Origin of the sequence: Rhodococcus sp. T2V, assembly GCF_029269925.1 — a bacterium.
GTDB classification, from domain to species: domain Bacteria; phylum Actinomycetota; class Actinomycetes; order Mycobacteriales; family Mycobacteriaceae; genus Rhodococcus_F; species Rhodococcus_F koreensis.
Window position 1 is genome coordinate 70,839 of the sequence record NZ_JARJBD010000024.1, and the last position, 24,040, is coordinate 94,878.

Below are 24,040 nucleotides of genomic sequence, written 5' to 3' on the forward strand. Positions count from 1 at the left end.
TCAGTCTCCGTGTCGCGATCTCGCGTAGTCCTGCATCGCCTGTGTGCGCCGCGTGTTGACCGGAATCAGCCAGTTGTCCAGGTCGGCAATGTGAATTGCGCCTACCCGGACCTTCGCGTCGATGGCACCTCGGCCGAGACAGATGTCCGCGAAACCCAGCCGATCCGCGAAATGATACATGTGGTAGTAGTCGGCGATATACAGATTCAATCCGCGCGGAATTCGGTCATGGTCCAGTCCCCGAACGAGTTTCGTAAACACGCCACGGTGATCGTCGGCGTAGCTCAGTGATCCGGCCAACGGAGTATTCGAATACTTGTCGTAGTCCAGCTTCACGAAGTATTTCTCACCTTCGGACGAGCGTGCCAGCATATGCAGCACATCGCTCGTATAGAGGTTCTTGGCGTGTCCGTATTTGGCCACATTCAAGGCCTGAAGGCAGGCGAAATCGCGCAGGACCCGATTGTCTTCTGCCACGTCCGAGAGACGGTGTATCTCGGTAGTGCACGCCGCCTCGGCCTTCCTCGTGATCCTGACGATCGACTTGTATTGACTGGCTCCTACCGCTGTGCGCAGGGCGAGGTCCACACTTCGCGAAGACCGGAAGAATGCCGCCTTCATGAAGGGAACTGCAATGACGTCGGCGCGCCGTCGGCGATCGGATCTGCGAAGGGAAGGGACCAGCAACCAGTCGGCGGTTGACGCCAGGCTCGACAACTCCGCCAGCGTCGAATCGTCGGGTTCGTCGCACACGGGCATGTAGAAGTATCCGGGTGCGACGTACGCCCGCTCGTGATGCAGGGCGTCATCGCTGCTCACGCTGCCTTGGAGCACCGCGTTCCAGTGCGCGATGTTCCTCAGCGGAAGTTGTGGCCGTGGAACGTTGTGACTGTTACAGAACGCATCGCGTTGGGGCAGCCATTCCATGGTCTTCCTCCTTTCCGTTCCAGTTCCGATCGGCTGTCGTGTGCGACTGGCCGGAATTCTCGAGGAGGCGTCGCTCGCCGTTGAAGTGGAAGACTCGGCTGGCGAGTTCGGTCAGCCCGGGATTGTGCGTGATGATGAAGAAGAGCGTGTCCGGCAAGGCCGAGATCACGGCCTGCAATATCGAGAGCTCCGCTGCTGTACTCAACTCGGACGTTGCTTCGTCGAGAATTGCGACCGCCGGGCGATCGATCAACAGGTCGAGAAGCGCCAGCCGCTGCAGTTCCGTCTTGCTCAGATTCAATTGACCGGTGGCGGGAACGAGCTCGTCGAATCCGGACGGTAGTCGCTCGACAACGTCTGCCACGTCGAGATAGTCGACGACGCGAGCCAAGTCGAGCGGTGACGGGCTGTTGAAGTGTTCGATCAATCTGCCTGGCTTGAAGATCGGACTCGACGTCAGGAGGAGGATGTCTTCGGCGTGGGAATTCGAGACGTATCCCGTCGTCCGGCCCAATGTCGAGAGGACGCCTGTTGTCGGCTGCAGACTGCCCACAACCAGCTTCGCAAATGTCGACTTACCGACCCCGCTCGGGCCCATGATGACCACGACGTCTCGGCTGGCAAAGGACTCGGAAAGCTCTTCCAGCAGCACCGCCCCGGTGTGCGGCGCGACGTACGTTACCTCCGAAAACGACACGAGCGCTGCGTCGTCACCCGCTGAGCCGGTCCAGCACGGCGCCGGGCCGGCCGGAGGCGTGAGGAGGCGATCCGCGCTGTCGAGAACCTGTCTGAGGTCCACCAGGCAACGGCCCACTCGGGCGAAAACAGCGATGAGGCTGTACGAGAGACTGAGCGCGAGAACACCGCTGAGGCCGGGTCCGCCGCCGACCTGGACAAACACGGTGGAACCGATGACGACCGACAGGAAGAGCACACCCATCAAATCGAGCTTGTAATTGAACCAGCGGCGCGCGCCCGCATTGTCCATCGAAGCGAAGGCGCGATTCATCAGACTCTTGTTCAGCCATGTGACCAGGGCCGAGTTGTCGCGTGCCAAGTCGAATCTCGCGGAGCTCCAGGTAATGGCCTCGACCCGCTCCAACACGGTCGACGTCGTACCGATCTCTCTCTCGTTGAAGTCCTGCAGTCGCCTTCCCGATCGCTTCGAACTGTGCCAGTAGGCGAAGCACATCGCGGCAAGGGGCAGCAGGACGAAAATGTTCTTGCTCAATACGAACGCGGCGGTCGTGAGCAGCAATGTCACCGCACCCAGCGTGTTCAGAAGTACTTCTGGCAGAAGTTCGTCGATACGTCGTTGATCCCATGTCAGTTTGCTCTGATAGTCCAGGTCGGCCTCGTCGAAGGCCGACCTGGAGGGCTTGGGACTCATGACGGTCGAGAAATAGTTCCGGCATTTTCGGGATGCCGCCATGATGCTGCGTTTGACTATGAACAGGGAGGTGAACATCGACAGGAGTGCCCCGGCGGACAGTGCGGCGATGAGGATTGTCGCTGCTGTCCGCGCATTCGTGGTCGAAATTCCGCTGGCAGCTGTGTAGTCACCGACAATCGTCAGAACGTCGCGGCACGCAAACAGGACGCATGCGACAACCGCGACCTTCGCGACGCCCAGGCTCATCAGACTGCGGCGAGACGAGGTCGAGATTTCCGGTCGGTCCACGCCCTGGGGACGGCGAGCGATCGACCGATCCTCGTGAGCGAGTGCCCTTTTGCGGTCTCGAACAGGATTCGCCGTACGCGGTGTGAGGTTTTGCATCACCTCCACGACCTCGCCTCCGGCCACTACCCATATCTCGTCTGCGGCATCTTTCTCATCGGGCTTGTCCGTTGCATAAATGACCGTGGTGTCGTGCCACGGCCCGCGCAGAAGGGCGGCCAGCAGCCCATTCGCCAGGTCGTCGTCCAGCCCCGCTGTCGGCTGATCCAGGTACACGAACTTCGGTTCGGCCAATATTGCCCGTGCGAGTTCCAGTCGCTTTCCCTGCCCGCGGGACACGTTCCAGCCCTCGGTCCGGTCGCGTGACTTGCTCGCGAGGTAGTCGCCGTAGAAGGTTTCGGGAAGTCGGGACAGTGTCAAGGCTCGACGGGCCTCGTCGTCGGTGAATTCGCTTCGATAGAGACACAGATTCTCGTAGAGCCCGCCAGGGAATATCCACGGTTCGTCCGGTACGAAGAACGTTTTGCTGTTCACCTGGCTGCTGTGGCGTGCACCGATTTTCAGAACGGATGTCTTGCCACTGCCTGCGGCGCCGACGACGGCGATGTGCTTCGCCGTTGTTGCCGGTAGGCGCGTTGCGGTCGCATCGGTGTCCAGCGGGTGTGGACTGGACAGATACTTCGCAACGTTGGTGTGCCCGACAATGCCCTGGGACAGGCTCTGAACAATGAAGGGGATATTGTTGGCGACGGATTTCAAGCCTCCGACCAGCGCCATTGTGGACAATAGGCCTGCTGGATCGACGTAACCAAGGTGGGCCAGCTGGGTGAACACCGCGGCGAGCATGGCAACGATCGGAGTGAGCGTCGATATGAGGTTGATCCGCGCGATGAGACGCGCCGCTTTCAGGAGCGCGCGCTCCTCTCCATCTCGCTTGTCGGCATAGCGCCGAGACAGTTCGTCGTTCCAGTTCTTGAGCCACGCGAGCAGGCGATGGTTCAGCGAGAACAGGCCGACTTCGATGCGATCTGCCGCCGTCGCCGACAGTGCAGCGTGCGCGGCATTCAATTGTTTGGCGTTCCAGTAGATCACCGCGGAACTGACGAGAATCACCGACAGTGCCGCCAGAGCGCTCAGTCCCAACGCCACGAAGAAGTACGCGGACGTAAAGGTGATTGTTGCGAGTGCCAGAATGATGAAAATGAGCCCTGACCACGCGTTTTCGATGCGTGCTGCCTCCCGGTCCAGCAGCGTGACCAGGTCGGCCGGTTGGTCGGAAGGGGCAATGCTGCGCTTCTTGTGCAGCAGCCTTTGTTCGATGTATGTCCGGGCTCCGATTCCTACCACGTCGGCTTGCATGAAGGTGTGATTCAAGGCAAGCCACGCCAAGTAGGTCAGCACGATGCAGGTGATACCGAGCGTGAGGTTCGTCGTGAGTGTTGAATCGCCGGTGACGAGGTGCTGGATCAGCGATTTCAGCGTGATCGCAGCACCGAAGGCGCATCCTGCGTTGATCGCGATGGCCACGAGCCCGAGCATGATGTCACGACGAAGTCCGCCGAAGACGGATCTGCTCAGTCGCTCGCCTCGGGGCGCGTTCACGCTGTCCCGCTGCGCCGCGTCACACCACCGCTGCCATCTGGCAAGGTGCGAGGCGTTGGGCACAGGGTCGAGTCGAGTTCGGGGTGTGGGAGCCTCGAACCAGACGACTTTCCTGAGGACGCTCAGCATGTGGAGTACGTGGGGACCGCCGTGTCGGCCAGGGCGATCGACGCGATTCTGTCGCACAATTGCGTGATCATCTTCCATCCCTCGGCAAGTGCTTCGCGGAGTTCTCGGATCTCGGCCGGCGTTGCTCGATCGAGCAGATCGATCCCCATACTCACGTGCGCGCCGTCGTCTTCTCCGTGTTCTTGGAAGTGCGGAATTGCCGGAAACGCTCGCGCCGCTTCCCGGTGCCAGATTTCACCACTACCTTCCAGCACCACATGCATCAGCAGAGTGCGCACCATGTCGCTTCGGTACAGCATTTGATGCCTGAACCATTCCATTGTCGATACGAACGTCTCATCGGTGACCGGCGCGTGCGCTGATCCCCGTTGGTTGCGCAGGTTGTCGTTGTGGCCCAGTTCCTCGACCAGATGGTCGAGCGCTACCTGCTTGTGCGCCGTATCGGTAGTCATCGCGACACGCAGGTGCAGCAGGTCCTGAAACACGTCCGACCAGGTCTGCTGACAGTCGAGCAGCCGTTCCCGAACGTGGGGGTTGTCGAACGAGGGGTCGTCGATCAGCCGCAACAGGTTGCTGGTTCCGAATTGCTGCAGGTACTTCTCGTTGTCCGCCAGGAGCACAGCCGCCCGATTCGGTACCTCGCCTGCAAACACCGCGTTGGGCTTCTCGGCGTCCTCGTAGAGTGCCTTGCCGTTGAACTGGATCGAGAGCGCCCAGAAACCGTCCCGGGTTCCTGCGAAACCGTGCCAGGAGTCGCCGGGGACGAGGATCATGTCTCCCGCACCGACCTCCTGCTCTGCACTGCCCATCGTTCGTCCGGAACCCTCGCAGATCAGGATCAGGCTGGGCTCGGGGTGCTTGTGCACCGCAAGTTCCTCACCGCACTCCAACCTGACCCAGCTGATCGCCACATTGCTGGAAGCAGGAATGAATTGCGCCAACTGAGGGTGTTGGCTGAATATCTTGACGACACCCAGGTTGTGGACGCTCCCGCCGACAACGGCTTCGTTGATCGTCTCGAGTGCGCTTCTGGCGATTATGTGCATAGATTTCTTCCTTCTGTGGGATCGACCTGCCTCGAGTTCTGTATCGCTCCCAATCCTGGGCACGTGTCTGCGGGCGGAACAGGCACCCCAGGGTTGAAAACGTCACCCCTCCAGCGGAAAGGGTGTCGAGAAGTCTCCCTAGGGTGTGTATCCGCATTCGCCGCGCGCCCTCGAAGATTGCTTGACACGGCAATAAGGATGAGAGGCGAGTTTCGCGTTGATTTCCGAAACGTTGCTCGAAGCCGAGCAGAAATTTGTTGGTTCCGGCGTGATCGGCGTCGGGGGTGCGTGTCTTCAGGCTGCTGAAGCGACGACCGATGAATTGTCCGGCCGCAATATCGAGAATGCGCTCAGGCAATGGGAGGCGGGACACGCGGAGTTTCCCCATGCGGCTGTCGCGGCCCATTATCAGACGGTCGGGCGTAACGGGGTCCGGCCCCACCTGGTCGCCATGCTGCAAAACTTCCATGACAACAACCGTGGGCATCATGTTCTCGGTGCCTGGCTACCGATGACGTTCGATGCGCAGAATGGCGACTATCTGTCATATGTCGGGCTCGACTATTTCGACCAGGTCGTCCGGTCCGACGACGCGCAGCGCGTGGACGCATTCGTTGCTGCCGCGGCCATGGACCTCGCGTTGCTGGAGGCGCGAGCACTCGGGAGGTCGGCACACGCACCCCAGGTGGTCCGGACGCGCGCAGTGACACGGGTCGTGACCCAACTCGACAGGCTCGCACCCGATTTCTCGCTCGATCCTTCCGTCGCTGCGACCGGTCTTGCGGCGCTGGCTCAGCCGGGCGCCGACTACAGTTCGTTTGCCTCAGTCGCCGCGCCGGCGCTGAACGGTGTCCCCGAAGAGATCGGGAGTGCAGTTCGGCTGACGTTGCTGCCGACGACGCGCCTGCACGACGAGCAGATGTTCATCCGCTGCATCCAGATCTTCGAAGGTCTGTATCGGCAAGTCGCGACAGCGATTTCGACGGCGATCCGCGACCTGCGCCACGGCCTGGCCGCAGCGGCAACGGATCGCCTGGACCGGGCGTCGATCCGCCTCGAAGCGGTGCCTGCGCTCTTCCGGGTTCTCACGACGATGCCGGTCGACGCCTTCTCGATCATTCGCGGCTTCACGCATGGGCGGAGCGCGGTGCAGTCGCGGGCGTTTCGTGAGGTCGAGTTCGCGTGCGCTCCAAATGATTCCCGTGGCTTCGAGCACGTTGGGAAAATCGATGTGGGGGAGGATACGTTGCAGGACGTCTATCTCGCGATGCGCAAGACACATCCGGATGCACGCGTTCTCGAGGAGGCGATGCGGCGCCTGGACCGTGCGTGGGTTGCGATGAAGCGCGGCCACTGGGGCATCACCCTGAAAGTCATCGGAACGGTGCCGGGTACCGGCGGGACGGCAGGCGCGTCGTATTTGAAGAAAGCTGCCGAGATGTCGCTCTTCCCGCGGCTGTCGGAGGTGGCGTGAACATGAGCGATATCAACCACCGAGTGAGAAAACAGATCATGGGGTACATCGTGTCCCAATCCATTTCAGCCGTTTGCGAACTGGGCGTGCCCGACAGATTGGCGGACGATGCGTGCTTGCTCGGCGATCTCGCGGCGAGCGTGGGCGCCGACGCCGACGCCCTCGGTCGATTCCTGCGGGTACTCGTCGCGGAAGGCTTGTTTGCGGAAGACGGTGGCGGACGATTTGCGTTGACGGAGGCCGGTGAGCTTCTGCGGGCGGACACTCCGGGCTCGCTTCGTCATTTGGTCGGCTTGATGTCGAACGAGGCCTACCACGTGTGGGGGCACGCAGCGCATTCGATCCGAACGGGGAAGGAATCGTTTTCAGCGGCCTTCGGCAAACCGTACTTCGAATGGTTGTCCGACAATCCGTCGGCAGCCGATGAGTTCGCACAGGGTCAAGCAGGGCTGGTCGAGCTGCGTTTGCTGCCTTTGCTCGACCACGACTGGTCTGACGTGGGAACGGTCGTCGACGTCGGTGGCGGGACCGGCGCGCTGATCACCCGGTTGCTCGAACGGCACCCGCATCTACGCGGAATTCTGTTCGATCTGCCCCATGTGGTCGCGGAAGCGCCGTCGACGTTCGGTTCGGCCGGCATCGGTGAACGAACGACAGTCGTGGGGGGAAGTTTCTTCGAAAACGTCCCCGGGAATGGTGACGTGTACGTGCTGTCTCAGATTCTGCACGACTGGGACGACGCGTCCGCGGGCGAGATCCTCAGCAGTTGCCGGCACGCGATCCCGGCAAGCGGACGATTGATGATCGTCGAGCAGGTCCTGCCGGAATCGGCGACAACCCACCCGATGGCTCTGCTGGATCTCCACATGCTGGTTCTCCTGGGAGGTCGCGAGCGCACGATCACCGAATGGCGCCGACTGTTGACCGACCACGGATTCACGCTGGATTCGATCACGCAAGGTCCCCGGTCATCCGTCATCGAGGCGGTTCCGGTGTGAGTCCGCAGGCTCGGCAACGCTCGAGACCGGCTCCGTCTCGAGTCGGACGACCTGCTGGTCAAGGCGGTGGAAGCGCACACCGACACCGCCTGGTGAAGTTATGTTGGCGAACCTGTTCTTGCACTACGCGTTCGATGTCAGGATGGTCCCGGAGTTTCCGGGGGTCTGGTTTGAACGCTATGCGGACGACGCTGTGCTGCACTGCGTCACCGAGCGTCAGGCCCGTCAGGTGCCGACTGCGCTCGGGGGTAGGTCTTAGGTCGTCCCTCCGTCGAAGAACATTCGCAGGCAATGGGTTTCTGCGAAGATCGTCGCTTCGCGTTCGTCGGCCATATCCCGGTGGCGTTGTTCACTGATTAGATCCGCGAAGACCAGGCCGCCGAGTCCCGATTCCGCCAACTGCAACGTCAAATGGGGAACGACCTGCCTGCCAGAATGGCCCGGATCCACCGCGACAACCATGAGATGTCCGGGTCGGATCAGGTCGCTTGGTGCGGTGTGTGAGGCGACGAGGATTCGCGCTGTTCGCGCACGATCGGCGGCCGATATTCCGGTAGTGGTTCCTTGCGCGGCATCGACACCGATGCATTGCCGATAGCCTTCCTCGTTCGGCCGTGCCGGTAGCGCCGGTGTCGCCGGGATCAGAAGTCGGTCGCAGAGAGGAGTCGGCAGGGCAATTTGGAGGAATCCGGACGTGTGACGGATGACGAAGGCGGTGTGCGTCGTGCTCGCGGTCGCGGCGGCGTGTCCCAGTCGGGCCCGGCTTCCGTCCCAGACGACGATCGTCTGTCCCCGCACCAAGCCTTCTACCGCGGATGTGGATGCTGATCCGGTGATAGTGCCTGCTCGTGGACCCATCGCGGTGTGGACGGGGGCGTCGATGTGGATGGTCATGTCGCTCCGAACGGGTGTGGTGCGGGGAGGGCGGTGGTGTCGAGTGAGAAGTCAGGAGGGAGTGCGATCTGGGTCGAGGTTCGTGCTCGAGCTCGCGGGGCGATGAGTTCGTCGATGATGGCGTGGTGGCCTTGGTCGGCGGCGTAGGCCTGGTAGTGGGTGGCAGTGTCGAAGACTGCGACGATTCCGAAGTTCGCGGTGTTTTCGCGCAGCGCGAGATCTGTTCCAGCCCTGTAGAACAGGAGACCGGGGACAGTGGCGGCGTAGGTGTTGAGTGCTTCGGCGACGCGGGTGCCATGATCGGGGTCCACGTCGTCGTTCCAGGTGATGTGAACGCTGTGGAGCACTGTTGCTGGGAAGGGTGCGGTCGGGTGAAAATTGTTCACGAGGACTCCTCGCTGAGGACTCGGTAGGAGTGGATGGTTGATGGATCGGGCTGGTGGCCAGCCCAGGCCCGCACGAGCAGGGTGTGAAGGTCGTCCCCGGTGATCGGGCGTGGATTGTGGTAGGGGTTGGCCGTCGCCTGATGGACCACTTCGGGTATGTCGCTTTCCCGGAGCCCGACGTCGGCCAAAGCCAGGGGCATCGGTAGCGACTGCTGTAGTTGCCACAGCGCCGTCCAGGGATCGCCGTCGCCGAAGACGCCGGTGAGGGCGGAGACCATGTCTGGGGCGAAGGGGGCGTTGAATGCCAGCACATGGGGTAGCACGATCGCGTGTGTGTGGGCGTGAGGGAGATTGAAGGTGCCGCCGAGGACGTGGCAGAGCTTGTGGTGCAGCGACATCGTGGTGGCGCCGAGGACCGCTCCGCAGAGCCAGGCACCGTAGAGTGCCTCGCTCCGGGCGCCGTGGTCGGTGAGGTCGTTGACGAGCAGCGGTAGGGCTGCGGCCAATGCTCGCGCACCCTCACGCGCCATCAGGGACACGATCGGGGATCGGTCCGGTGCGTACAGCCCTTCCATCGCGTGGGAGATTGCGTTCATCCCGCTGGTGACCGAGATGTTGACAGGGAGGTCGGTGGTCAGGTTCGGGTCGTAGATGACCGTGCGTGGAAGCACCACGCGATCCCGCCCGGTGCGTTTGACCCGATTTTCGGTGATTCCCCACACCGAGCTCATCTCCGAACCGGCATACGTGGTGGGGACGGCGATGATCGGCGCGCCGCTCCGCAGCGCGAGGGCCTTGGCCAACCCGATCGCGGATCCGCCGCCCACCGCGATGTAGCCGTCGCAGGTCAGGTTTCGGCACTGCTGTTCGCACCGGTCGACGAGGTCGGCCGGCCCGTGCATCACAGCCTCGGCCAGCACCCCGGCTGCGGCGGTGCCGATGGTGTCCGCGACCGTCTGCGCGAGTTGTCGGCGGTCGGGAGAACAGATGACCAGTGCCCGGCTGATTCCCAGCGCGCGCACCTCCTCGGCGAGCGGGGCGAGACCCTGCCCGAAGATCACCCGCATCGGTTGCCCGGTGTAGGAGAAACAGTCAGAGAACATCGGCGCTCCCGGAAGGAGTGGGAGCGAGCACCAAATCAACCGTGGCAATGGGTGATCCGACACCGACACCGAACTGCGCGGCATGCCCGGCGTCGGCGGTGCCGAGGTCCCCGATGAGGGAGCCTTTGACCGCGAAGACGGCGTCCGAATCCAGGTAGGGGCTGCCGGGGACGAAGATGTGGGTCGTCAGTGGGCGATGCTGGTCGGCGTGGGCGATGAAGTGGATATGCGCCGGCCGGTACGGATGCCGATGGGTGGCGTCGAGAAGGGTGCCCACCGGGCCGTCGGTCGGGATGGGATAGTGACTCGGTGTCACGGTGCGGAACCAGAACCGTCCGAGCTCGTCGGTGGTGAACAGCCCACGCCCGTTGCCGGCCGGCTGGATGTCTGGTTGCTGGACATCGTAGAAGCCCTCCTCGTTGCACTGCCACACATCGACAGTGGCGTGGGGGAGCAGATCTCCGTTGGTGTTTCGCACCGTTCCGGTGACCAGTAGGTGGTTCGGGTTTCCGACTTCGTCGATGGTGTCGCCGAGGTGGCGGGTGGGGGATTCGGTCATGTGGAACGGGCCGAGTACCGTGCTGTCCGTCGCCCCGGGTGCCTGCTGATCGTTGATCGTCTCGACGAGCATCGAGACGCCGAGGACGTCGGAGAGTAGGACGAATTCTTGCCGAACCGGGTCGCACTTCTGGCCGACCGCGGTGAGGAATTCAATCGCGGACTCCCACTCCGCGAGGGAGGGTTCTATGTCGCGGACAAAGGCGTGCAGGTGGTGTACAAGGGCCGTCAGGATGGTCTGGGTGCGGGTGTCGGGTGTGCCGTCGAAGGACCGGATCACCTCGTCGGTGAGTGCCTGGGCGTCGACGTCGCCGATCTGCGTCGAGGTCATACCGCGGTGTCCTCGAAGTGGATGACTTGTGGTGTCTCGATGAAGAAGTGGCCGATGGCCTCACCGAGGTTCTTTCCGTTCGTCGACGAGGCGAACAACTCGGTGTGGTCCTCGACGGAGTCCCAGCCGACGCGTAGCAGGTAGAGCCCGGGATGGTCGACACTGCGGACGATCTCGGCGGTCTTGCCACCGTTGGCGTCGAGAAGATACTTCTTCGCGCGGGTGAAGACATCTTCGAACTCGGTGCGGTTGCCGGCGTCGACGGTGACGTAGGCGTGTTCGTAGATCATGGTTCCTCCGTAAGTAGTGGTTTCGGGTAGTGACCTCGGCCTGGGTCAGGCGCTGACGAGGTGATCGAGGTTGAGGAAGGCGCCCTGGTGGTACACCAGCGGCAGGTCCTCGCGCAGGACGTGCAACTTCGTCACTTCGCCGACCACCTGAAGGTGGTCACCGAGCCAGCGGGTGGAGTGCTTGATGCATTCGAGGACCACCGACGCGTCGGCGAAGATCGGGTCTCCCTCGTCGGAAGGCACCCAGTCGACACCGGCGAACCGGTCGACGCCCTTCCCTGAGAAGGTGCGGCAGCGTTCCGCTTTGCCGTGGCCGAGGATGTTGACAGTGAAAGTATCCGAGTCCTGCATCCGCGGCCACGTGGTCGAGGATTTGTCGACGAAGAACGTCACGAGCGCGGGCTCGAGCGACACCGAGGTGAACGATCCGACGGTCAGACCGACCGGCGCTCCCCGGACAGTGGTGGTGACGATGGCGACCGGGGTGGGGACGTGTCGCATCGCACCGCGGAATGCCGTCGGATCAACCCGTGTCGCCGCGGCGACGATCATGTTCTCATTCATCGCTACACATCCATCGTGAGGGCGTCGTCCGCCCCGATCAGCAGACGCCCGTAGACCTCTTTACCGACCTCAGGGGTGACGTAGGCGTGCCGTCCGGCGATCTCGGCGTCACGCCAGATCTGGTTGAGAATGTTTGCGTCGGCGAATGATCCGGCCCCGTTGGTCGTCATCAAGATGTCGATGCCGTCCTTGATCAGTTCCGCGATGATGCCGGTGTTGTTGCGAATCCGACCGCGGGTGATCATGTCCGGCAGCTCGCCGCGGGCGGCGGCGTTGTCGATGTCCGAGGCCGCCTGCTGCATCAGAAGCTCCGCCAGATTGAACTTGGTTGCGGCATCGGCCACACCGAGCTGATGCGTCGGCGAGTTCTTCGCCGCCGTGTACTTGGTGTAGGCGACCCTCTTGTTCGGAAGCTTCGCAAGAGTCAGCTCCATCGCGTGCCGGGCCAGCCCGAGCTGCGCGCCGACGAGAATAAGGGCTGCGACCGGGATGAATGCCATGTTCGAATTGCGTTCCTCGCCCTTGTGCGGGGTGGCGAACTCCGCCTCCCGCATCGCAACGAACCGCTGGATCCGGTGATCGGGAACGAAATGATCCTCCACGACGATGGTGTCGCTGCCCGAACCCTGCATCCCGGCCACGAACCAGGTCGGCTTGATCGTCCACGCCTCCTTGGGAATGAGTGCGAGCGCCCGCGGGTCCTCGCCCTCCGGCACGTCGAGGGCGATTCCGAGGGTGCCCCAGTCCGCGGCGAAGGAGCCGGAGGAGTACGGCCACTGGCCGCTGACAAGGTAGCCACCCTCCACTCGCTGGGCTTTGCTGCCGGGCGTGAAGATGCCGCAGCACTTCGCGTCCGGATCGGCCCCGAACACCTCGTCCTGTGCCTGCTGGGAAAAGGTGGTGCCGAACCACGTGCACACGTTGAGCAGCGCGACCGCCCACGCGGTGGAGCCGTCACCGCGGGCGACCTCGGCGATCGTCTCCATCGCCGTCCGCAGGTTTTCTTCGTAGCCGCCGTAGCGGCGCGGAACGAACAGCTTGAACAGGCCCTCGGCCTCGAGCGCGGCCATCACTTCCGGTGCGGCGCGGCGCTCGGTCGTTCCCTGCTCGGCGTACTCGCGGATCATCGGAATGAGCGCGGTGGCCTTGGCGACGATGTCCCAGTTCGGTCGTGAGGCATCGATGTCGGTGACCGTCCGGGAGGTCGTGGGTTCGAGCGTCTGCGTCATGATGGGTCTCCTCTACACTGATTCGTATATGTGACCGGTGCCACTGTGGAATCGACGGTAGTAATGGCCAACGACTCACGAAATCCGCTTTACGTGATCGGATATCCGCTACCGGAAACGCCGATAACGGCGGGAACAAGGCCACACGCGACGTACGAGGTTGAACGATGACAGGCAACGCGCTAAACCAACGCGGCGACGAACCGGGCGCACACTTCGCGTTGTCACCGATGGCCGATTCTGCTCTGCGCTGCGTCACCGAAGACATCGACGAGTTTCGGCGCAGCTTGAACAGCGTCTTCTACCCGGCCGAGGTCAACCTGGTCGGTGCCCACGTGCCGGCAGCCACTGCGGAGCTGTCCGCGGTGCGGCTGAACCACCTCACCATCGGCCGCGCCCGGTTCGGGAACGAGGCTCTGGTCGATCCCGGCGACTTGGGCACCTACCACGTGAACGTGCCGGTCACCGGTGAAGTGGTCTCGTGGTGCGGCGATCAGCAGACCATTGCGACGCCCCGGCGCGCAGCGGTCTTCACCCCGAACGAACACACCATTCTCCCGCTCTGGCACGCTGACGCCACCCAGATCTGCATCAAGATCGACCGGGCCGGCCTCGAGGGCGAACTGGCCCACATCCTCGGTCGGCCCGTCGACAAGCACGTCCGCTTCGATCTCGAGATGGACCTCACCAGCCCGGCCGGAGCGCGCTGGCTCTCGACGCTCAAACTCCTCCTCGACACGCTCGACGACCCCACCCTCACACCGAACCCGGGGCTCATCGCGCAGATCGAGTACCTCGAGCGGGCCCTGATTTCGGGTCTGCTCGTACAACAGCCGCACTCGATGACCGCACAGCTCTACGCGCCCGGCGAGGCGAGCAAGCCCCGAGCAGTGCAAAAGGTCCTCGACCACATCGAGACCTTCCCCGGGGCGCAGTACACCATCGGGGACCTCGCCGTCATCGCCGGCGTCGGCGCGCGCCAACTTCAGAACCTCTTCCAGGAACAATTCGGAATGTCCCCGACCACCTACATCCGGCAGATACGTCTCGAGGGCGTGCGCACGGACCTCCAACACGGCGACGGCACCACCAGAATCAGTGACGTGGCTTTCAGTTGGGGATTCAACCATCTGGGCCGGTTCGCCAATCATTACGAACGCAAGTTCGGAGAGTCGCCCTCTCAGACACTGCGGGCGGCGCTCAAGTCGTCTTAAGATAATTGCTCGCCAAGAGTGGAACGACCGGTCACCGCGAGGGCACAGCGACACCAGACCTCGCCGGTTTCGCGTGGCGGATAGTCGATGTCGTTAAATGGATTTCCGTCGCCCTTCGCCGGGTTTACGGTCAACCTGGATGCACGGACATCGCGACCGGCGAAATCGCCAAACGTGCCGATGAGCCACTGAGATAACAGTTTCGGCCATCGCGCTGGCGTCGTTCTTGTTCAATCGCGACTCGTCGAGTGCACGCTTGACGATCGCATGCGAGGACTGGAGTTCGTCCCATGGAACCACGACAGAACCTGCCAAGATTGTTACCGAACGCCGAGGCCTGGGCGTGGCAGGAACGAGCCCGGTGCCGATCGATGGATACGGAGTTCTTCTTCTCCGGCGACGGTGAAGCGCGCGGCGCCCGGGCTCGGAGAGAGCAAGCCGCCAAACAGATCTGCCTCGCGTGCCCGGTCCGACACGAATGCCGAAGCCACGCGATCGCGACCGGCGAGTACGGCGTATGGGGCGCAACTTCGGAGAACGACCGACGCACGACCTCTGACCCACAGCCGGGGCGGCACCGCTGTTCTACCCCACCCCGCCGCTCCGTCAGAAACACCTGATCGCAAACCCCCGTCCTTCACCCATGACGATCCGATCCCAGGAGTATCCAGTGCCGTCAACAATCGCCACGCAACAACCTCTCCCGACAATCACCGAGGACGACATCATGACCGCCCACCGCGGCGGCAAACTCACGGTTGACACCGTTCTACCCCTCGACTCGCGTAGAGACCTCTCGATTGCCTACACCCCGGGCGTCGCCCGCGTCAGCCGGGCAATCGCCGCGAATCCCGCGCTGGTCCGGCAGTACACCTGGACCGATCGGCTCGTGGCCGTCGTCTCCGACGGCAGCGCCGTACTGGGACTGGGCGACATCGGGGCACAGGCCTCCCTGCCGGTGATGGAAGGCAAGAGTGCACTGTTCAAGCGGTTCGCGGGCCTGAACTCGATACCCCTCGTCATCGACAGCAAGGACCCCGACCACATCATCGAAACGTTGACTCGTCTCCGACACAGCTTCGGGGCAATCAATCTCGAGGACATCGCGGCACCGCGCTGTTTCGACATCGAACGCCGCCTCATCGAAGCTCTCGACTGCCCTGTGATGCACGACGATCAGCACGGGACCGCGATCGTCGTACTCGCTGCCCTCATCACCGCCGCACGGGTCCAACGGCGCGACATCACGACACTGCGCACCGTCATCGCCGGAGCCGGAGCAGCCGGAGTCGCGTGCGCCCACATATTGCTGCAGTACGGCATCACGGACGTCACCGTCACCGACTCTCGCGGAATCGTCTCCCCAGACCGCGATGATCTGAACCCCTACAAGGCCGACCTAGCGGCCATCACGAATCCCCGACGACTCGTCGGATCGGTCGCCGACGCGCTCGTCGACGCAGACGTGTTCATCGGCGTGTCCGGCGGCACGGTGCCCGAACGCGTACTGACCACGATGGCGGCGCAACCGATCGTGTTCGCGCTCTCGAATCCCGACCCTGAGATCCACCCGGATATCGCCTCCCGCCACGCTGCCATCGTCGCGACCGGACGAAGCGACTACCCAAACCAGATCAACAACGTGCTCGCCTTCCCCGGTGTCTTCCTGGGCGCCTTCGACGCAGGCGCCACACGGATCACGGAACCAATGAAACTTGCAGCAGCGCAGGCGATAGCCTCCGTGGTACACGCCGACATGGCCGTCGACCGCATCGTGCCGAGCGCACTCGACCCGCGCGTGGCGCCGGCCGTAGCCGAAGCTGTAGCCGCCGCGGTATAGAGGGGATGCGCTCCCGAACTCCGTCGCCGACATCGAGGCGTACCGATCAATGATTCTCGGACCGGGCAGGATGGCCGCGATCGAGACTGGCGAGCGGCACTCGATCGACTGCCGCGGCAATCCAATGTTCCTAGGACCCGGCGAGGGACTTTCCCACCGAGACAGCCGACCGACGTCACCAAAAATCTGCGGACACGATCCCATCTCGATGAACTGGACGCCGTCGTGCGTCGCGAGTGATGGGCGTCGAACATGCTGCGGCCACAGGATCCTCTTCCTGAGTCAATCGTTCGCCGGGAGGAACTCCCGATGGCTTCGAGGAGTCTTCGACGCCGTCATTGACGTCGGCGACGTATTCTTGCCTGTGGGTGACCAGCGCCGGTCGCCCGGCCGGCAGGTGTGGCCCGCCAACGGAGACCTGATGTCGGAGATCGAACCGGAGAGTACGCAACGCGATGTCGGGCTCGGTATCGCTCTCGAGCTGGCGGCTGAGGGATTCGAGGATGCGCAAGAGGTAGGCCGCGGCGGCTTCGGGGTGGTGTACCGGTGCGAGCAGCCATCGCTGGACCGAACGGTTGCCGTCAAGGTGCTGACCGCAGGCGTCGATCGGGACGACCGTGACCGTTTCGTCCGCGAGCAGCGCGCGATGGGCAAGCTGTCCGGTCATCCGAACATCGTGCAGGTGCTAGAGGCCGGCGTCACCGGCGCAGGTCATCCGTACATTGTGATGCCCTTCCACGCCCTCGACTCGTTGGAGGCCGACGTCCGCCGCCGCGGTCCATTGCCGTGGCAGGACGCGCTGACAGTCGGGGTGAAACTCGCAGGCGCGCTCGAGACCGCGCACCGTTTCGGCATCCTGCACCGGGACGTCAAACCGGCGAACATCCTGATCACCGACTACGGGGAACCGCAATTGACGGACTTCGGCATCGCCCGGGTCGGTGGTGCGTTCCAGACCTCGACGGGGAATATCGCAGGATCGCCGGCTTTCACCGCGCCGGAGGTCCTCTCCGGAAAGCCGCCGAATCCGGTGTCCGACGTGTACGGGCTGGGCGCGACGTTGTTCTGTGTGCTCACCGGACATGCGGCGTTCGAGCGTCGGTCCGGTGAAGGTGTCGTCGCTCAGTTCGTACGCATCACGACCGGCCCGATTCCCGACCTTCACGAGCACGGACTGCCGGAGGACGTGAGCAGCGTCGTCGAACATGCGATGGCACGCGATCCCGCCGACCGTCTGGAGTCGGCGGAGCGACTCGGTGACGAACTCCGGAGAGTTCAGGAGCGGCATGGACTGAGCGCCGCGCCGATGGCACTTCGGACCACCGCCCGCCTCCGGGCGTCCGGAGGTGCTTCAGCATCCGGCGCCGCCGGCTGGAGGCCCCGGGCCGCCGCGCTCACACCTCCGAGCGCGTCGACGAAGTTCCGTCCCCCGACCTCGGCGCGGCCACTGGTGGAACGCCGTCGGCTGATCGACACCCTGCGTACCGGTGAGCGCCGCCGGCTGGTGGTGATCCACGGACCGGCTGGTTTCGGGAAGAGCACACTGGCATCCCAGTGGCGCGACGTCCTGGTCGCCGAAGGGGTGGCCGTCGCGTGGATGAGCATCGACCGCGACGACGACAACGTCGTGTGGTTTCTCGCGCATCTGGTGGAGGCGATCCGGCAGGTGCGGCCCGACGGGGTCCGCGACCTCGGCGAAATCTTGGAGGGACATTCCGCCGACATCGCCCGGTACGTGCTCACATCGCTGATCAATCAGGTCCACCAGAGCGGCGAGCGTATGGCCGTCATCATCGACGACTGGCATCGTGCCACCGCGGCCGAGACGATCGCGGCAATGGAATTTCTGCTCGCCAACGGTTGTCATCACCTCCAGGTGATCGTGACCAGCCGCACGCAGGCCGGTCTTCCGCTGAGCCGCATGCGGGTGCAGGACGAGCTGGTCGAAATCGATTCGATCGCGCTGCGTTTCGATGCTGCCGAGTCCGAAAAGTTCCTGCTCGACGTCAACGGACTTGACCTCGGCGGAACGGATGTGGTCGCCCTGACCGCCTCGACCGAGGGGTGGGTGGCGGCACTGCAGTTGGCGTCGCTGTCGCTGCGAGGCCGCGAGAATCCGACGGACTTCATCCGGCATCTGTCGGGCCGTCATCATGCGATCGGCGACTACCTCGTCGACAACGTCCTGAACACGCTCGACCCCGCGATCGTGGATTTTCTGATGGCCACCTCGATCACGGAGAAGACCTGCGGACCGCTGGCCGGACAGTTGACCGATACATCGTCCGCGCAGACTCTCCTCGAGGAGACGGAAGCACAGGATCTGTTCCTGCGCAGCATCGACGACGACAAGGATTGGTTCCGCTACCACCCCCTGTTCTCAGACTTCCTGCAACGCCGCCTCGAACGCAGCGACCCTCAACGCGTCTTCGAGCTGCACCGGATCGCGTCGGAATGGTTCGCCGAACACGAGATGGTCAGCGAGGCACTAGATCACGCACTCGCGGCCCGGCAACGGGACCGTGCCGTCGCCCTCGTCGAGTCGACCGGGATGCGGTTGATTCAGGATTCCAAGATGTCCACCTTGCTGGGCCTGGTCGCGAAACTGCCGCCGGAGATCGCGCGAGCGCGGCCCGGACTGCAAATGATGGTCGCCTGGGGCAACGTGCTGCTGCAACACCCCACCGCCACCGCGGCGGCACTCGAGCGGGTTTACACCCTCCTCGACGAGCAGGCGGTCGGTGACGACGACCGTCGTCGTCTGCGAACCGAGGCCGATTTCATCCAAGCCGTGGCGAAGGTGTTCTCCGACCGCATCGACGGTGTGGACGAGCTGATCGCGGAATGCATTCGTCACCCGGACGTGGTGGGGCCCTTCGTCGCCTCCGGCGTCGGCAATGTGGCCGCATTCCGCGCGATCCACGACTTCGACTTCGACGGTGCGCGCCGATGGCAGGAGCGGGCAGCCCCGTATCACGAGCAGACCAGTGGGCCCTTCAGCGTGATGTACGGGCACGTCATCGCCGGGCAAGCGGCGTACGAGCAGCTCGACGTCACCGCCGCCGAAGCGAGTTACCGCACGGCCTACGAACTCGGACTGACCGGCGGCGCACATGGATACGCTGCTCGGCTGTCCGGCGCGCTGCTCGGTGAACTGCTCTTCGACATGAACCAGGTCGACGAAGCGGAGGTCCTGCTCGATCGCAGCAACGAACTCGGCCCGGAAGGTGGCATCGTCGACATCCTGCTTGCCACCTACGGTGCCGGCGCGCGGATCAAACTTGCCCGCGGCGACCGGGACTGCGCCCGAAGGCGGCTCGAGGAAGGCACCCGAATCGCGGCGACACTGCGACTTCCGCGGCTGGCCGCGCGGATGATCAATGAGAAGGTGCGCGCCGGGTTCCCACTCGACCCGCAACACGAAGCAGAGCTGCGAACAGCATCCCCACACGAGGTCGACCCGGACGGGATCCGAGAACAAACCGCGCAACTCGACGAGGATTCAACGATTCGATTACTTCTGTCGGACAACACACCCGAGTCCATGCAGAGCGCACTCGACCGGGCGCGACGGCTCGGCTTAGTCGTCGACAGCCAACGGCGGCCCCGCGCACTACTACAGGCGCGGTTGCTGATCGTGGAGTGCCTCGCAGTGAACGAGCAGATCGCTGAGGCGACGCGCCTCTTGGCACCCGTCGCCGCGCAGTGCACCGAACTGGGCCTATCCCGAATCCTGATGAGCGGGGGTCCCCACATCGCTGACGTGCTGAACTGCCTCACCGGCCGGGCGGGCACAGGCCCGACGAGTCGTTGAGACTGCAGGCCGCAGCGGATCGGGCGACCGTCGCCCTTCGTAAACAGAGGGGAGTGATCTTTGACAGAGGATCGCATCGAGAACATACTCGTCGCACATCCTTCATACGCCTGCATTTAGCTCTACCGGAGACTGCGTAGGTTAGGAGACAATTTTGCCTCAGGCGGCCGTCAAGGAAGCCTCTCCGTCCCGAGAAGGGCACCCACGATGAGGCCGCCGTACGATTCACCGCGCAACGATCCAGGCTGTGTGCCGGTCCTCCTGCACAGTGGAGATGTCGACGAGGCAACCGCAGCGGTGAGTGCGGTGTTTCATCCCCATGAACTGACACGGGTCGGAACGGTGTCCCGCTTCGAGGCAGACCTGCAGGCCGTAGCGACCAACTCGATGGTCACCGGGCAGGTGCGTTACAACAGCAACAGCGATCTGTTCTGTCCGTCGATCGACGGCTACCACGTGAACATCCCCTTGACGGGCGGATTGGTGTCCGTCGCTCAAGGCGAACGCACCATCGTCGAAGAAGGCAACGCTGTCGTCTATCAAACGGGTTCCGACGCTCGGATCCTGACCCCACCGAACAGCCAGTTGAACATGTTCGGGATGAAACTGGCCCGCTCGGCCGTACACACGACGATAGAGAATCTTCTCGACAGGCCCGTCGCCGATCCCATCACGATGCACGGGAAACTGGACCTGACGGGCGCTGATGGCCAGGCTTGGCGGGCTCTGGTCCTGCATACCTACCAGAGCCAGCTTGCGGGAACGATGATGGCAAATCCGATGCTGGCCGAACCGCTGACACACGCAATTGTGACGGGACTGCTGTCGCTGACCGAGCATCAGTACTCGGAGGAGCTAGAGAGACCGGCCGCCCTGACGGCGCCTGTGACGATCCGTCACGCCCTCGAGTACATCAATTCAACTGCGGCACTGCCCCTCTCACCGACCAGTATTGCCCGGGAAGTAGGGTTGAGCGTTCGGGCGCTTCACCGCGGTTTTCAGGAGTTCGTGCATACGACTCCGATGGAGTATGTGCGCAACGTGCGAATGCGAAGGGTGCACGAGGAGTTGGTGCGCACGGACCCGGACACCGACACAGTCGCTGCGGTCGCGGGCCGATGGGGCTTCTATCACTACGGCAGGTTCTCGCAGGACTACCGACGACAGTACGGAGTCAGCCCTTCCAAGACCCTCCGCCACGGCTGACGCGGTTTCACCCCATCGAACGCTTCGCCGTCGCGGTCCTCGCCGATCCACGCCAGCACGCGAGAGGCAATCGACGGTACCGCGTGGGTGTGCTGTCGCTGATTCCTGATCTCGTTGCACCGTGGCGCTCTGTGGCTACTTCGAGGCACTGGATGGATAGATAAGAGAGCTGCAACTTCCTAACTTGGAAGTGAGACAGAACACAGTGCCGATGCAACCGAGGCGGGTTTGCTCGCCCGGTCTCCTCGGGACCGGTACCCAAACGAGAATCCGCCCGCTCCCCACGCCCCATGGAGACAGCTATGTCAACCGACGTGTCCCGCCCCTTGCCCCTGTTGCACCTGATCGTCGATGAAGTCCGCAGAGAATGCGACGACGTGCTCACCCTGGGTCTCGTCGACAGCGCGGGAACGAACCTTCCTCGATGGGAAGCGGGCGCCCACATCGACCTTCATCTTCCCGGCGACATCACGCGACAGTATTCACTCTGCTCTGATCCGAGCGACCGAACTCGGTACGAGGTGGCAATCCTTCGTGACCCGGAAAGCCGCGGAGGATCCGAGCACATTCACAACGAAATCCGAAAGGGCGCGATGCTCACGACATCGCCTCCACGGAACAATTTCCCACTCAAACCGGCCGACGAATACCTGTTTATCGCCGGCGGCATCGGGATCACCCCGATGCTTCCCATGATGCAGGCCGCCGCCGAGATGAAGCGCCCAAATCGGCTCCTCTACGCGGGACGATCCCGAACCAGGATGGCCTTCGTCGAGCAACTCTCCGACAAGGACAATGTTCGATTCTGCGTGTCCGACGAAGGCACCCGCCTCGAGGTTGCCGAAACGATCGGCCCGCACCTCGGCCCGGGGGTGCACATCTACAGCTGTGGCCCCGAAAGTCTCCTGGACGAGGTCACTGCCCGCTGCGCCGAGACCGACCTGTCACAGCAACTGCATGTCGAACACTTTTCGGGATCAGCTCTGGTTCTCGATCCCGAAATCGAGAATGCGTTCGAGGTTGAACTGTCACGGTCAGGGCGGACACTGACCGTCGGCCCCGACCAGACCATCCTCGACTCGGTTCTTGCGTGCGGCATCAAGGTAGCCAACAGCTGTGCCGAGGGAGTGTGCGGATCCTGCGAGACGACGGTCCTCGACGGAGAAGTCGATCATCGAGATCACATCCTCGACGAGGACGAACAGGCCGAAAACGACGTCATGATGATCTGCTGCTCCCGCGCCCGATCACCAAGGCTGGTCCTCGATTTATAACGGCCAGTGCGGTTTACACAAATCCACATTCGCCGCAGCCCGGCGTTCCCATTCATCACACAACACGAAAGAGAGAATCGGCATGACCGAAACAACCGAAGCAACGCAAGAATCGACGAAACCAGGCACGTGTCCGGTTAGTCAATTCGCGGCGTCGTTCAACCCCTTCGACGAAGACTATCTGCAGGATCCCTACGCTGCGTTCACCCGCGCCCGAAACGAAGAGCCGGTGTTCTACAGCCCGGAGATCGACTACTGGGTGGTGAGCAAGTTCGACGACGTCGTGGAAATCTTCCGAGACACCGAGTCGTACAGTGCCACCGCAGCAGGGGAACTGATCAAGCCGCCGTGTCCAGCGGCACTGGAGGTGCTTGCCGAGATCGACTACGTTCCCTCGACCTACCTCGTCGACGAAGACGCCCCGCTCCACCCGAAGCGGCGCAGAGTGCTGCGCAAAGGCGTCACCGATGACCGCGTAGCGGAAATCGAGCCCCTCACACGCCGATTCGTCGGCGAATGCCTCGACAAGATCGTCAAGACCGGCAATGCGGACCTGGTCACGAAACTGACGTTCGAGGTCCCCGCGCTTACCGCGTTCATCCTGATGGGTGTACCCGAGGCGGAGGTTGCGCGGGTCCGCGGATACGCATCCCGGTTCGCGCTGTGGATCTGGGGGCGTCCCGCCGACGAGCAGCAGGTCACGTTGGCGAAGGAGTTCGCGGCCTATCTCGAGTACGCCCGCGAACACATCGATCGACTCATCGACAACCCCGGCGACGACTACATGAGTAATGCGATCAAGGCCTGGCAGAAGGCCGGCAACGACGACGTCTGGGACAAGACGTACCTCGCGTCCATCATGCAGGGCCACCTGTACGCATCCCACGAAACCACCACGAACGCGACAGCGAGCGGCTTCAAAGCGCTGCTCGCGCACCGGGACCAATGGGCCATGCTATGCAACGATCCTTCGCTCATTCCGAACGCCGTCGAGGAGATCCTGCGTTACGCGTCGTCGGTGCCGACGTGGCGGCGGGTAACGAAACGGCCGGTGACGATCGGGGGGTTCGACATTCCCGCAGGCGAGCGGATTCTCCTGCTGACCGGATCAGCCAATCACGATGAGACCAAGTTCGCAGGTGGCGACGACTTCGACATCACTCGGAAGAACGCCGATGAGCACCTGGCATTCGGGTGGGGCGTGCACCACTGCCTCGGACAGGGGCTGGCGCGGATGGAAATGCGGGTGATGCTCGAAGAGACGACCAAACGGTTGCCTCACCTACATTTGGTGGAAGACCAGAAGTGGGCCTACTCGCCTAACACCTCGTTTCGCGGGCCGGAGCACGTTTACGTTCAGTGGGACCCCAGCCAGAACCCCATGGCGGACGATCGCCCGTGATCGAGCACCGACCAGATCTGATTCGGCGCCCAACCCACTGCAGCGACATGAGGGTCGTCGAGTCGCCGGAACAGACCTCGT

Annotated in this window: 20 protein-coding genes; 9 read left to right on the forward strand and 11 right to left on the reverse strand. The window is 63.1% G+C overall.

Annotation, left to right across the window (positions count from 1 at the left end; genetic code table 11):
• The 3 genes from P3H15_RS21140 to P3H15_RS21150 are packed head-to-tail and all read right to left on the reverse strand — an operon-like array spanning nt 1 to nt 5,382.
• Nucleotides 1-927: a hypothetical protein gene (locus P3H15_RS21140; RefSeq protein WP_276139048.1), complete on the reverse strand. Its 927-nt coding sequence runs from the start codon at nt 925-927 to the stop codon at nt 1-3.
• On the reverse strand, nt 893-4,336 hold the full coding sequence (locus P3H15_RS21145; RefSeq protein WP_346348792.1) for an ATP-binding cassette domain-containing protein: 3,444 nt from the start codon (nt 4,334-4,336) through the stop codon (nt 893-895). The genes P3H15_RS21140 and P3H15_RS21145 overlap by 35 nt, the downstream gene beginning before the upstream one ends.
• Nucleotides 4,330-5,382: a cupin domain-containing protein gene (locus P3H15_RS21150; RefSeq protein ID WP_276139050.1), complete on the reverse strand. Its 1,053-nt coding sequence runs from the start codon at nt 5,380-5,382 to the stop codon at nt 4,330-4,332. Before P3H15_RS21150 ends, P3H15_RS21145 begins: the two co-directional genes overlap by 7 nt.
• A 217-nt stretch (nt 5,383-5,599) precedes the next feature.
• Here P3H15_RS21150 and P3H15_RS21155 point away from each other — a divergent pair, with 217 nt between their 5' ends.
• Nucleotides 5,600-6,856: a hypothetical protein gene (locus tag P3H15_RS21155; RefSeq protein ID WP_276139051.1), complete on the forward strand. Its 1,257-nt coding sequence runs from the start codon at nt 5,600-5,602 to the stop codon at nt 6,854-6,856.
• Between the two features lie 65 nt (nt 6,857-6,921).
• Here P3H15_RS21155 and P3H15_RS21160 read toward each other — a convergent pair whose 3' ends face one another.
• A complete protein-coding gene (locus P3H15_RS21160; protein WP_276139052.1) occupies nt 6,922-7,140 on the reverse strand; it encodes a hypothetical protein in 219 nt (72 codons plus the stop codon).
• 12 nt (nt 7,141-7,152) lie between these two features.
• Between P3H15_RS21160 and P3H15_RS21165 the strand changes: the two genes are divergently transcribed.
• A complete protein-coding gene (locus P3H15_RS21165) occupies nt 7,153-7,854 on the forward strand; it encodes a methyltransferase (RefSeq protein WP_276139053.1) in 702 nt (233 codons plus the stop codon).
• Nucleotides 7,855-8,109: 255 nt separating this feature from the next.
• Here the strand turns inward: P3H15_RS21165 and P3H15_RS21170 are convergent, their stop codons facing one another.
• Genes P3H15_RS21170 through P3H15_RS21200 form a run of 7 tightly spaced genes read right to left on the reverse strand, consistent with a single transcriptional unit; the run spans nt 8,110 to nt 13,209 of the window.
• A complete protein-coding gene (locus P3H15_RS21170) occupies nt 8,110-8,748 on the reverse strand; it encodes a 3,4-dihydroxy-2-butanone-4-phosphate synthase (protein ID WP_276139054.1) in 639 nt (212 codons plus the stop codon).
• Nucleotides 8,745-9,134 carry a Dabb family protein gene (locus P3H15_RS21175; RefSeq protein WP_276139055.1) on the reverse strand — a complete coding sequence of 130 codons (390 nt, stop codon included), beginning with the start codon at nt 9,132-9,134 and terminating at the stop codon, nt 8,745-8,747. Before P3H15_RS21175 ends, P3H15_RS21170 begins: the two co-directional genes overlap by 4 nt.
• Nucleotides 9,131-10,237: a maleylacetate reductase gene (locus tag P3H15_RS21180; protein WP_276139056.1), complete on the reverse strand. Its 1,107-nt coding sequence runs from the start codon at nt 10,235-10,237 to the stop codon at nt 9,131-9,133. Before P3H15_RS21180 ends, P3H15_RS21175 begins: the two co-directional genes overlap by 4 nt.
• The gene (locus tag P3H15_RS21185) at nt 10,227-11,126 is read right to left on the reverse strand and encodes a dioxygenase (RefSeq protein ID WP_276139057.1); all 900 of its coding nucleotides are present in this window, start codon (nt 11,124-11,126) and stop codon (nt 10,227-10,229) included. Before P3H15_RS21185 ends, P3H15_RS21180 begins: the two co-directional genes overlap by 11 nt.
• Nucleotides 11,123-11,416 carry an antibiotic biosynthesis monooxygenase gene (locus P3H15_RS21190; protein ID WP_276139058.1) on the reverse strand — a complete coding sequence of 98 codons (294 nt, stop codon included), beginning with the start codon at nt 11,414-11,416 and terminating at the stop codon, nt 11,123-11,125. Before P3H15_RS21190 ends, P3H15_RS21185 begins: the two co-directional genes overlap by 4 nt.
• A gap of 45 nt (nt 11,417-11,461) precedes the next feature.
• Nucleotides 11,462-11,980, reverse strand: coding sequence for a flavin reductase family protein (locus P3H15_RS21195; RefSeq protein ID WP_276139059.1), 519 nt, complete (start codon nt 11,978-11,980; stop codon nt 11,462-11,464).
• A 2-nt stretch (nt 11,981-11,982) separates the two neighbouring features.
• Entirely contained in the window at nt 11,983-13,209 is a 1,227-nt protein-coding gene (locus tag P3H15_RS21200) for an acyl-CoA dehydrogenase family protein (protein WP_276139060.1), read from the reverse strand.
• A 167-nt stretch (nt 13,210-13,376) separates the two neighbouring features.
• On the opposite strand from P3H15_RS21200, the gene P3H15_RS21205 reads away from it, so the two are divergent.
• The 7 genes from P3H15_RS21205 to P3H15_RS21235 all read left to right on the forward strand — a co-directional run bounded on the left by P3H15_RS21205 (nt 13,377) and on the right by P3H15_RS21235 (nt 23,959).
• Nucleotides 13,377-14,423, forward strand: coding sequence for an AraC family transcriptional regulator (locus P3H15_RS21205; RefSeq protein WP_276139061.1), 1,047 nt, complete (start codon nt 13,377-13,379; stop codon nt 14,421-14,423).
• A 290-nt stretch (nt 14,424-14,713) separates the two neighbouring features.
• On the forward strand, nt 14,714-15,043 hold the full coding sequence (locus P3H15_RS21210; protein ID WP_276139062.1) for a WhiB family transcriptional regulator: 330 nt from the start codon (nt 14,714-14,716) through the stop codon (nt 15,041-15,043).
• A gap of 107 nt (nt 15,044-15,150) precedes the next feature.
• Nucleotides 15,151-16,263: an NADP-dependent malic enzyme gene (locus P3H15_RS21215; RefSeq protein WP_276139098.1), complete on the forward strand. Its 1,113-nt coding sequence runs from the start codon at nt 15,151-15,153 to the stop codon at nt 16,261-16,263.
• Nucleotides 16,264-16,684: 421 nt separating this feature from the next.
• On the forward strand, nt 16,685-20,077 hold the full coding sequence (locus tag P3H15_RS21220; RefSeq protein WP_276139063.1) for a serine/threonine-protein kinase: 3,393 nt from the start codon (nt 16,685-16,687) through the stop codon (nt 20,075-20,077).
• Nucleotides 20,078-20,326: 249 nt separating this feature from the next.
• Nucleotides 20,327-21,283 (forward strand): AraC family transcriptional regulator, encoded by a 957-nt coding sequence (locus P3H15_RS21225; RefSeq protein ID WP_276139064.1) that lies wholly within the window; start codon nt 20,327-20,329, stop codon nt 21,281-21,283.
• Between the two features lie 302 nt (nt 21,284-21,585).
• Nucleotides 21,586-22,557: a 2Fe-2S iron-sulfur cluster-binding protein gene (locus P3H15_RS21230; protein ID WP_276139065.1), complete on the forward strand. Its 972-nt coding sequence runs from the start codon at nt 21,586-21,588 to the stop codon at nt 22,555-22,557.
• Between the two features lie 82 nt (nt 22,558-22,639).
• Nucleotides 22,640-23,959, forward strand: a complete 1,320-nt coding sequence (locus P3H15_RS21235) for a cytochrome P450 (RefSeq protein ID WP_276139066.1) — start codon at nt 22,640-22,642, stop codon at nt 23,957-23,959.
• Nucleotides 23,960-24,040: the final 81 nt, after the last annotated feature.

Bases quoted from the DNA above. Each gene is read 5' to 3' on its own strand.
- P3H15_RS21140 (WP_276139048.1), bottom strand. From the start codon at position 927: ATGGAATGGCTGCCCCAACGCGATGCGTTCTGTAACAGTCACAACGTT.
- P3H15_RS21145 (WP_346348792.1), bottom strand. From the start codon at position 4,336: ATGCTGAGCGTCCTCAGGAAAGTCGTCTGGTTCGAGGCTCCCACACCC.
- P3H15_RS21150 (WP_276139050.1), bottom strand. From the start codon at position 5,382: ATGCACATAATCGCCAGAAGCGCACTCGAGACGATCAACGAAGCCGTT.
- P3H15_RS21160 (WP_276139052.1), bottom strand. From the start codon at position 7,140: ATGACGAAGCGAGCCCGGAGTGTCCGCCCGCAGAAGCTCACCGGCCTC.
- P3H15_RS21165 (WP_276139053.1), top strand. From the start codon at position 7,153: ATGTCGAACGAGGCCTACCACGTGTGGGGGCACGCAGCGCATTCGATC.
- P3H15_RS21170 (WP_276139054.1), bottom strand. From the start codon at position 8,748: ATGACCATCCACATCGACGCCCCCGTCCACACCGCGATGGGTCCACGA.
- P3H15_RS21180 (WP_276139056.1), bottom strand. From the start codon at position 10,237: ATGTTCTCTGACTGTTTCTCCTACACCGGGCAACCGATGCGGGTGATC.
- P3H15_RS21185 (WP_276139057.1), bottom strand. From the start codon at position 11,126: ATGACCTCGACGCAGATCGGCGACGTCGACGCCCAGGCACTCACCGAC.
- P3H15_RS21190 (WP_276139058.1), bottom strand. From the start codon at position 11,416: ATGATCTACGAACACGCCTACGTCACCGTCGACGCCGGCAACCGCACC.
- P3H15_RS21195 (WP_276139059.1), bottom strand. From the start codon at position 11,980: ATGAATGAGAACATGATCGTCGCCGCGGCGACACGGGTTGATCCGACG.
- P3H15_RS21200 (WP_276139060.1), bottom strand. From the start codon at position 13,209: ATGACGCAGACGCTCGAACCCACGACCTCCCGGACGGTCACCGACATC.
- P3H15_RS21205 (WP_276139061.1), top strand. From the start codon at position 13,377: ATGACAGGCAACGCGCTAAACCAACGCGGCGACGAACCGGGCGCACAC.
- P3H15_RS21210 (WP_276139062.1), top strand. From the start codon at position 14,714: ATGGAACCACGACAGAACCTGCCAAGATTGTTACCGAACGCCGAGGCC.
- P3H15_RS21215 (WP_276139098.1), top strand. From the start codon at position 15,151: ATGACCGCCCACCGCGGCGGCAAACTCACGGTTGACACCGTTCTACCC.
- P3H15_RS21220 (WP_276139063.1), top strand. From the start codon at position 16,685: ATGTCGGAGATCGAACCGGAGAGTACGCAACGCGATGTCGGGCTCGGT.
- P3H15_RS21230 (WP_276139065.1), top strand. From the start codon at position 21,586: ATGTCAACCGACGTGTCCCGCCCCTTGCCCCTGTTGCACCTGATCGTC.
- P3H15_RS21235 (WP_276139066.1), top strand. From the start codon at position 22,640: ATGACCGAAACAACCGAAGCAACGCAAGAATCGACGAAACCAGGCACG.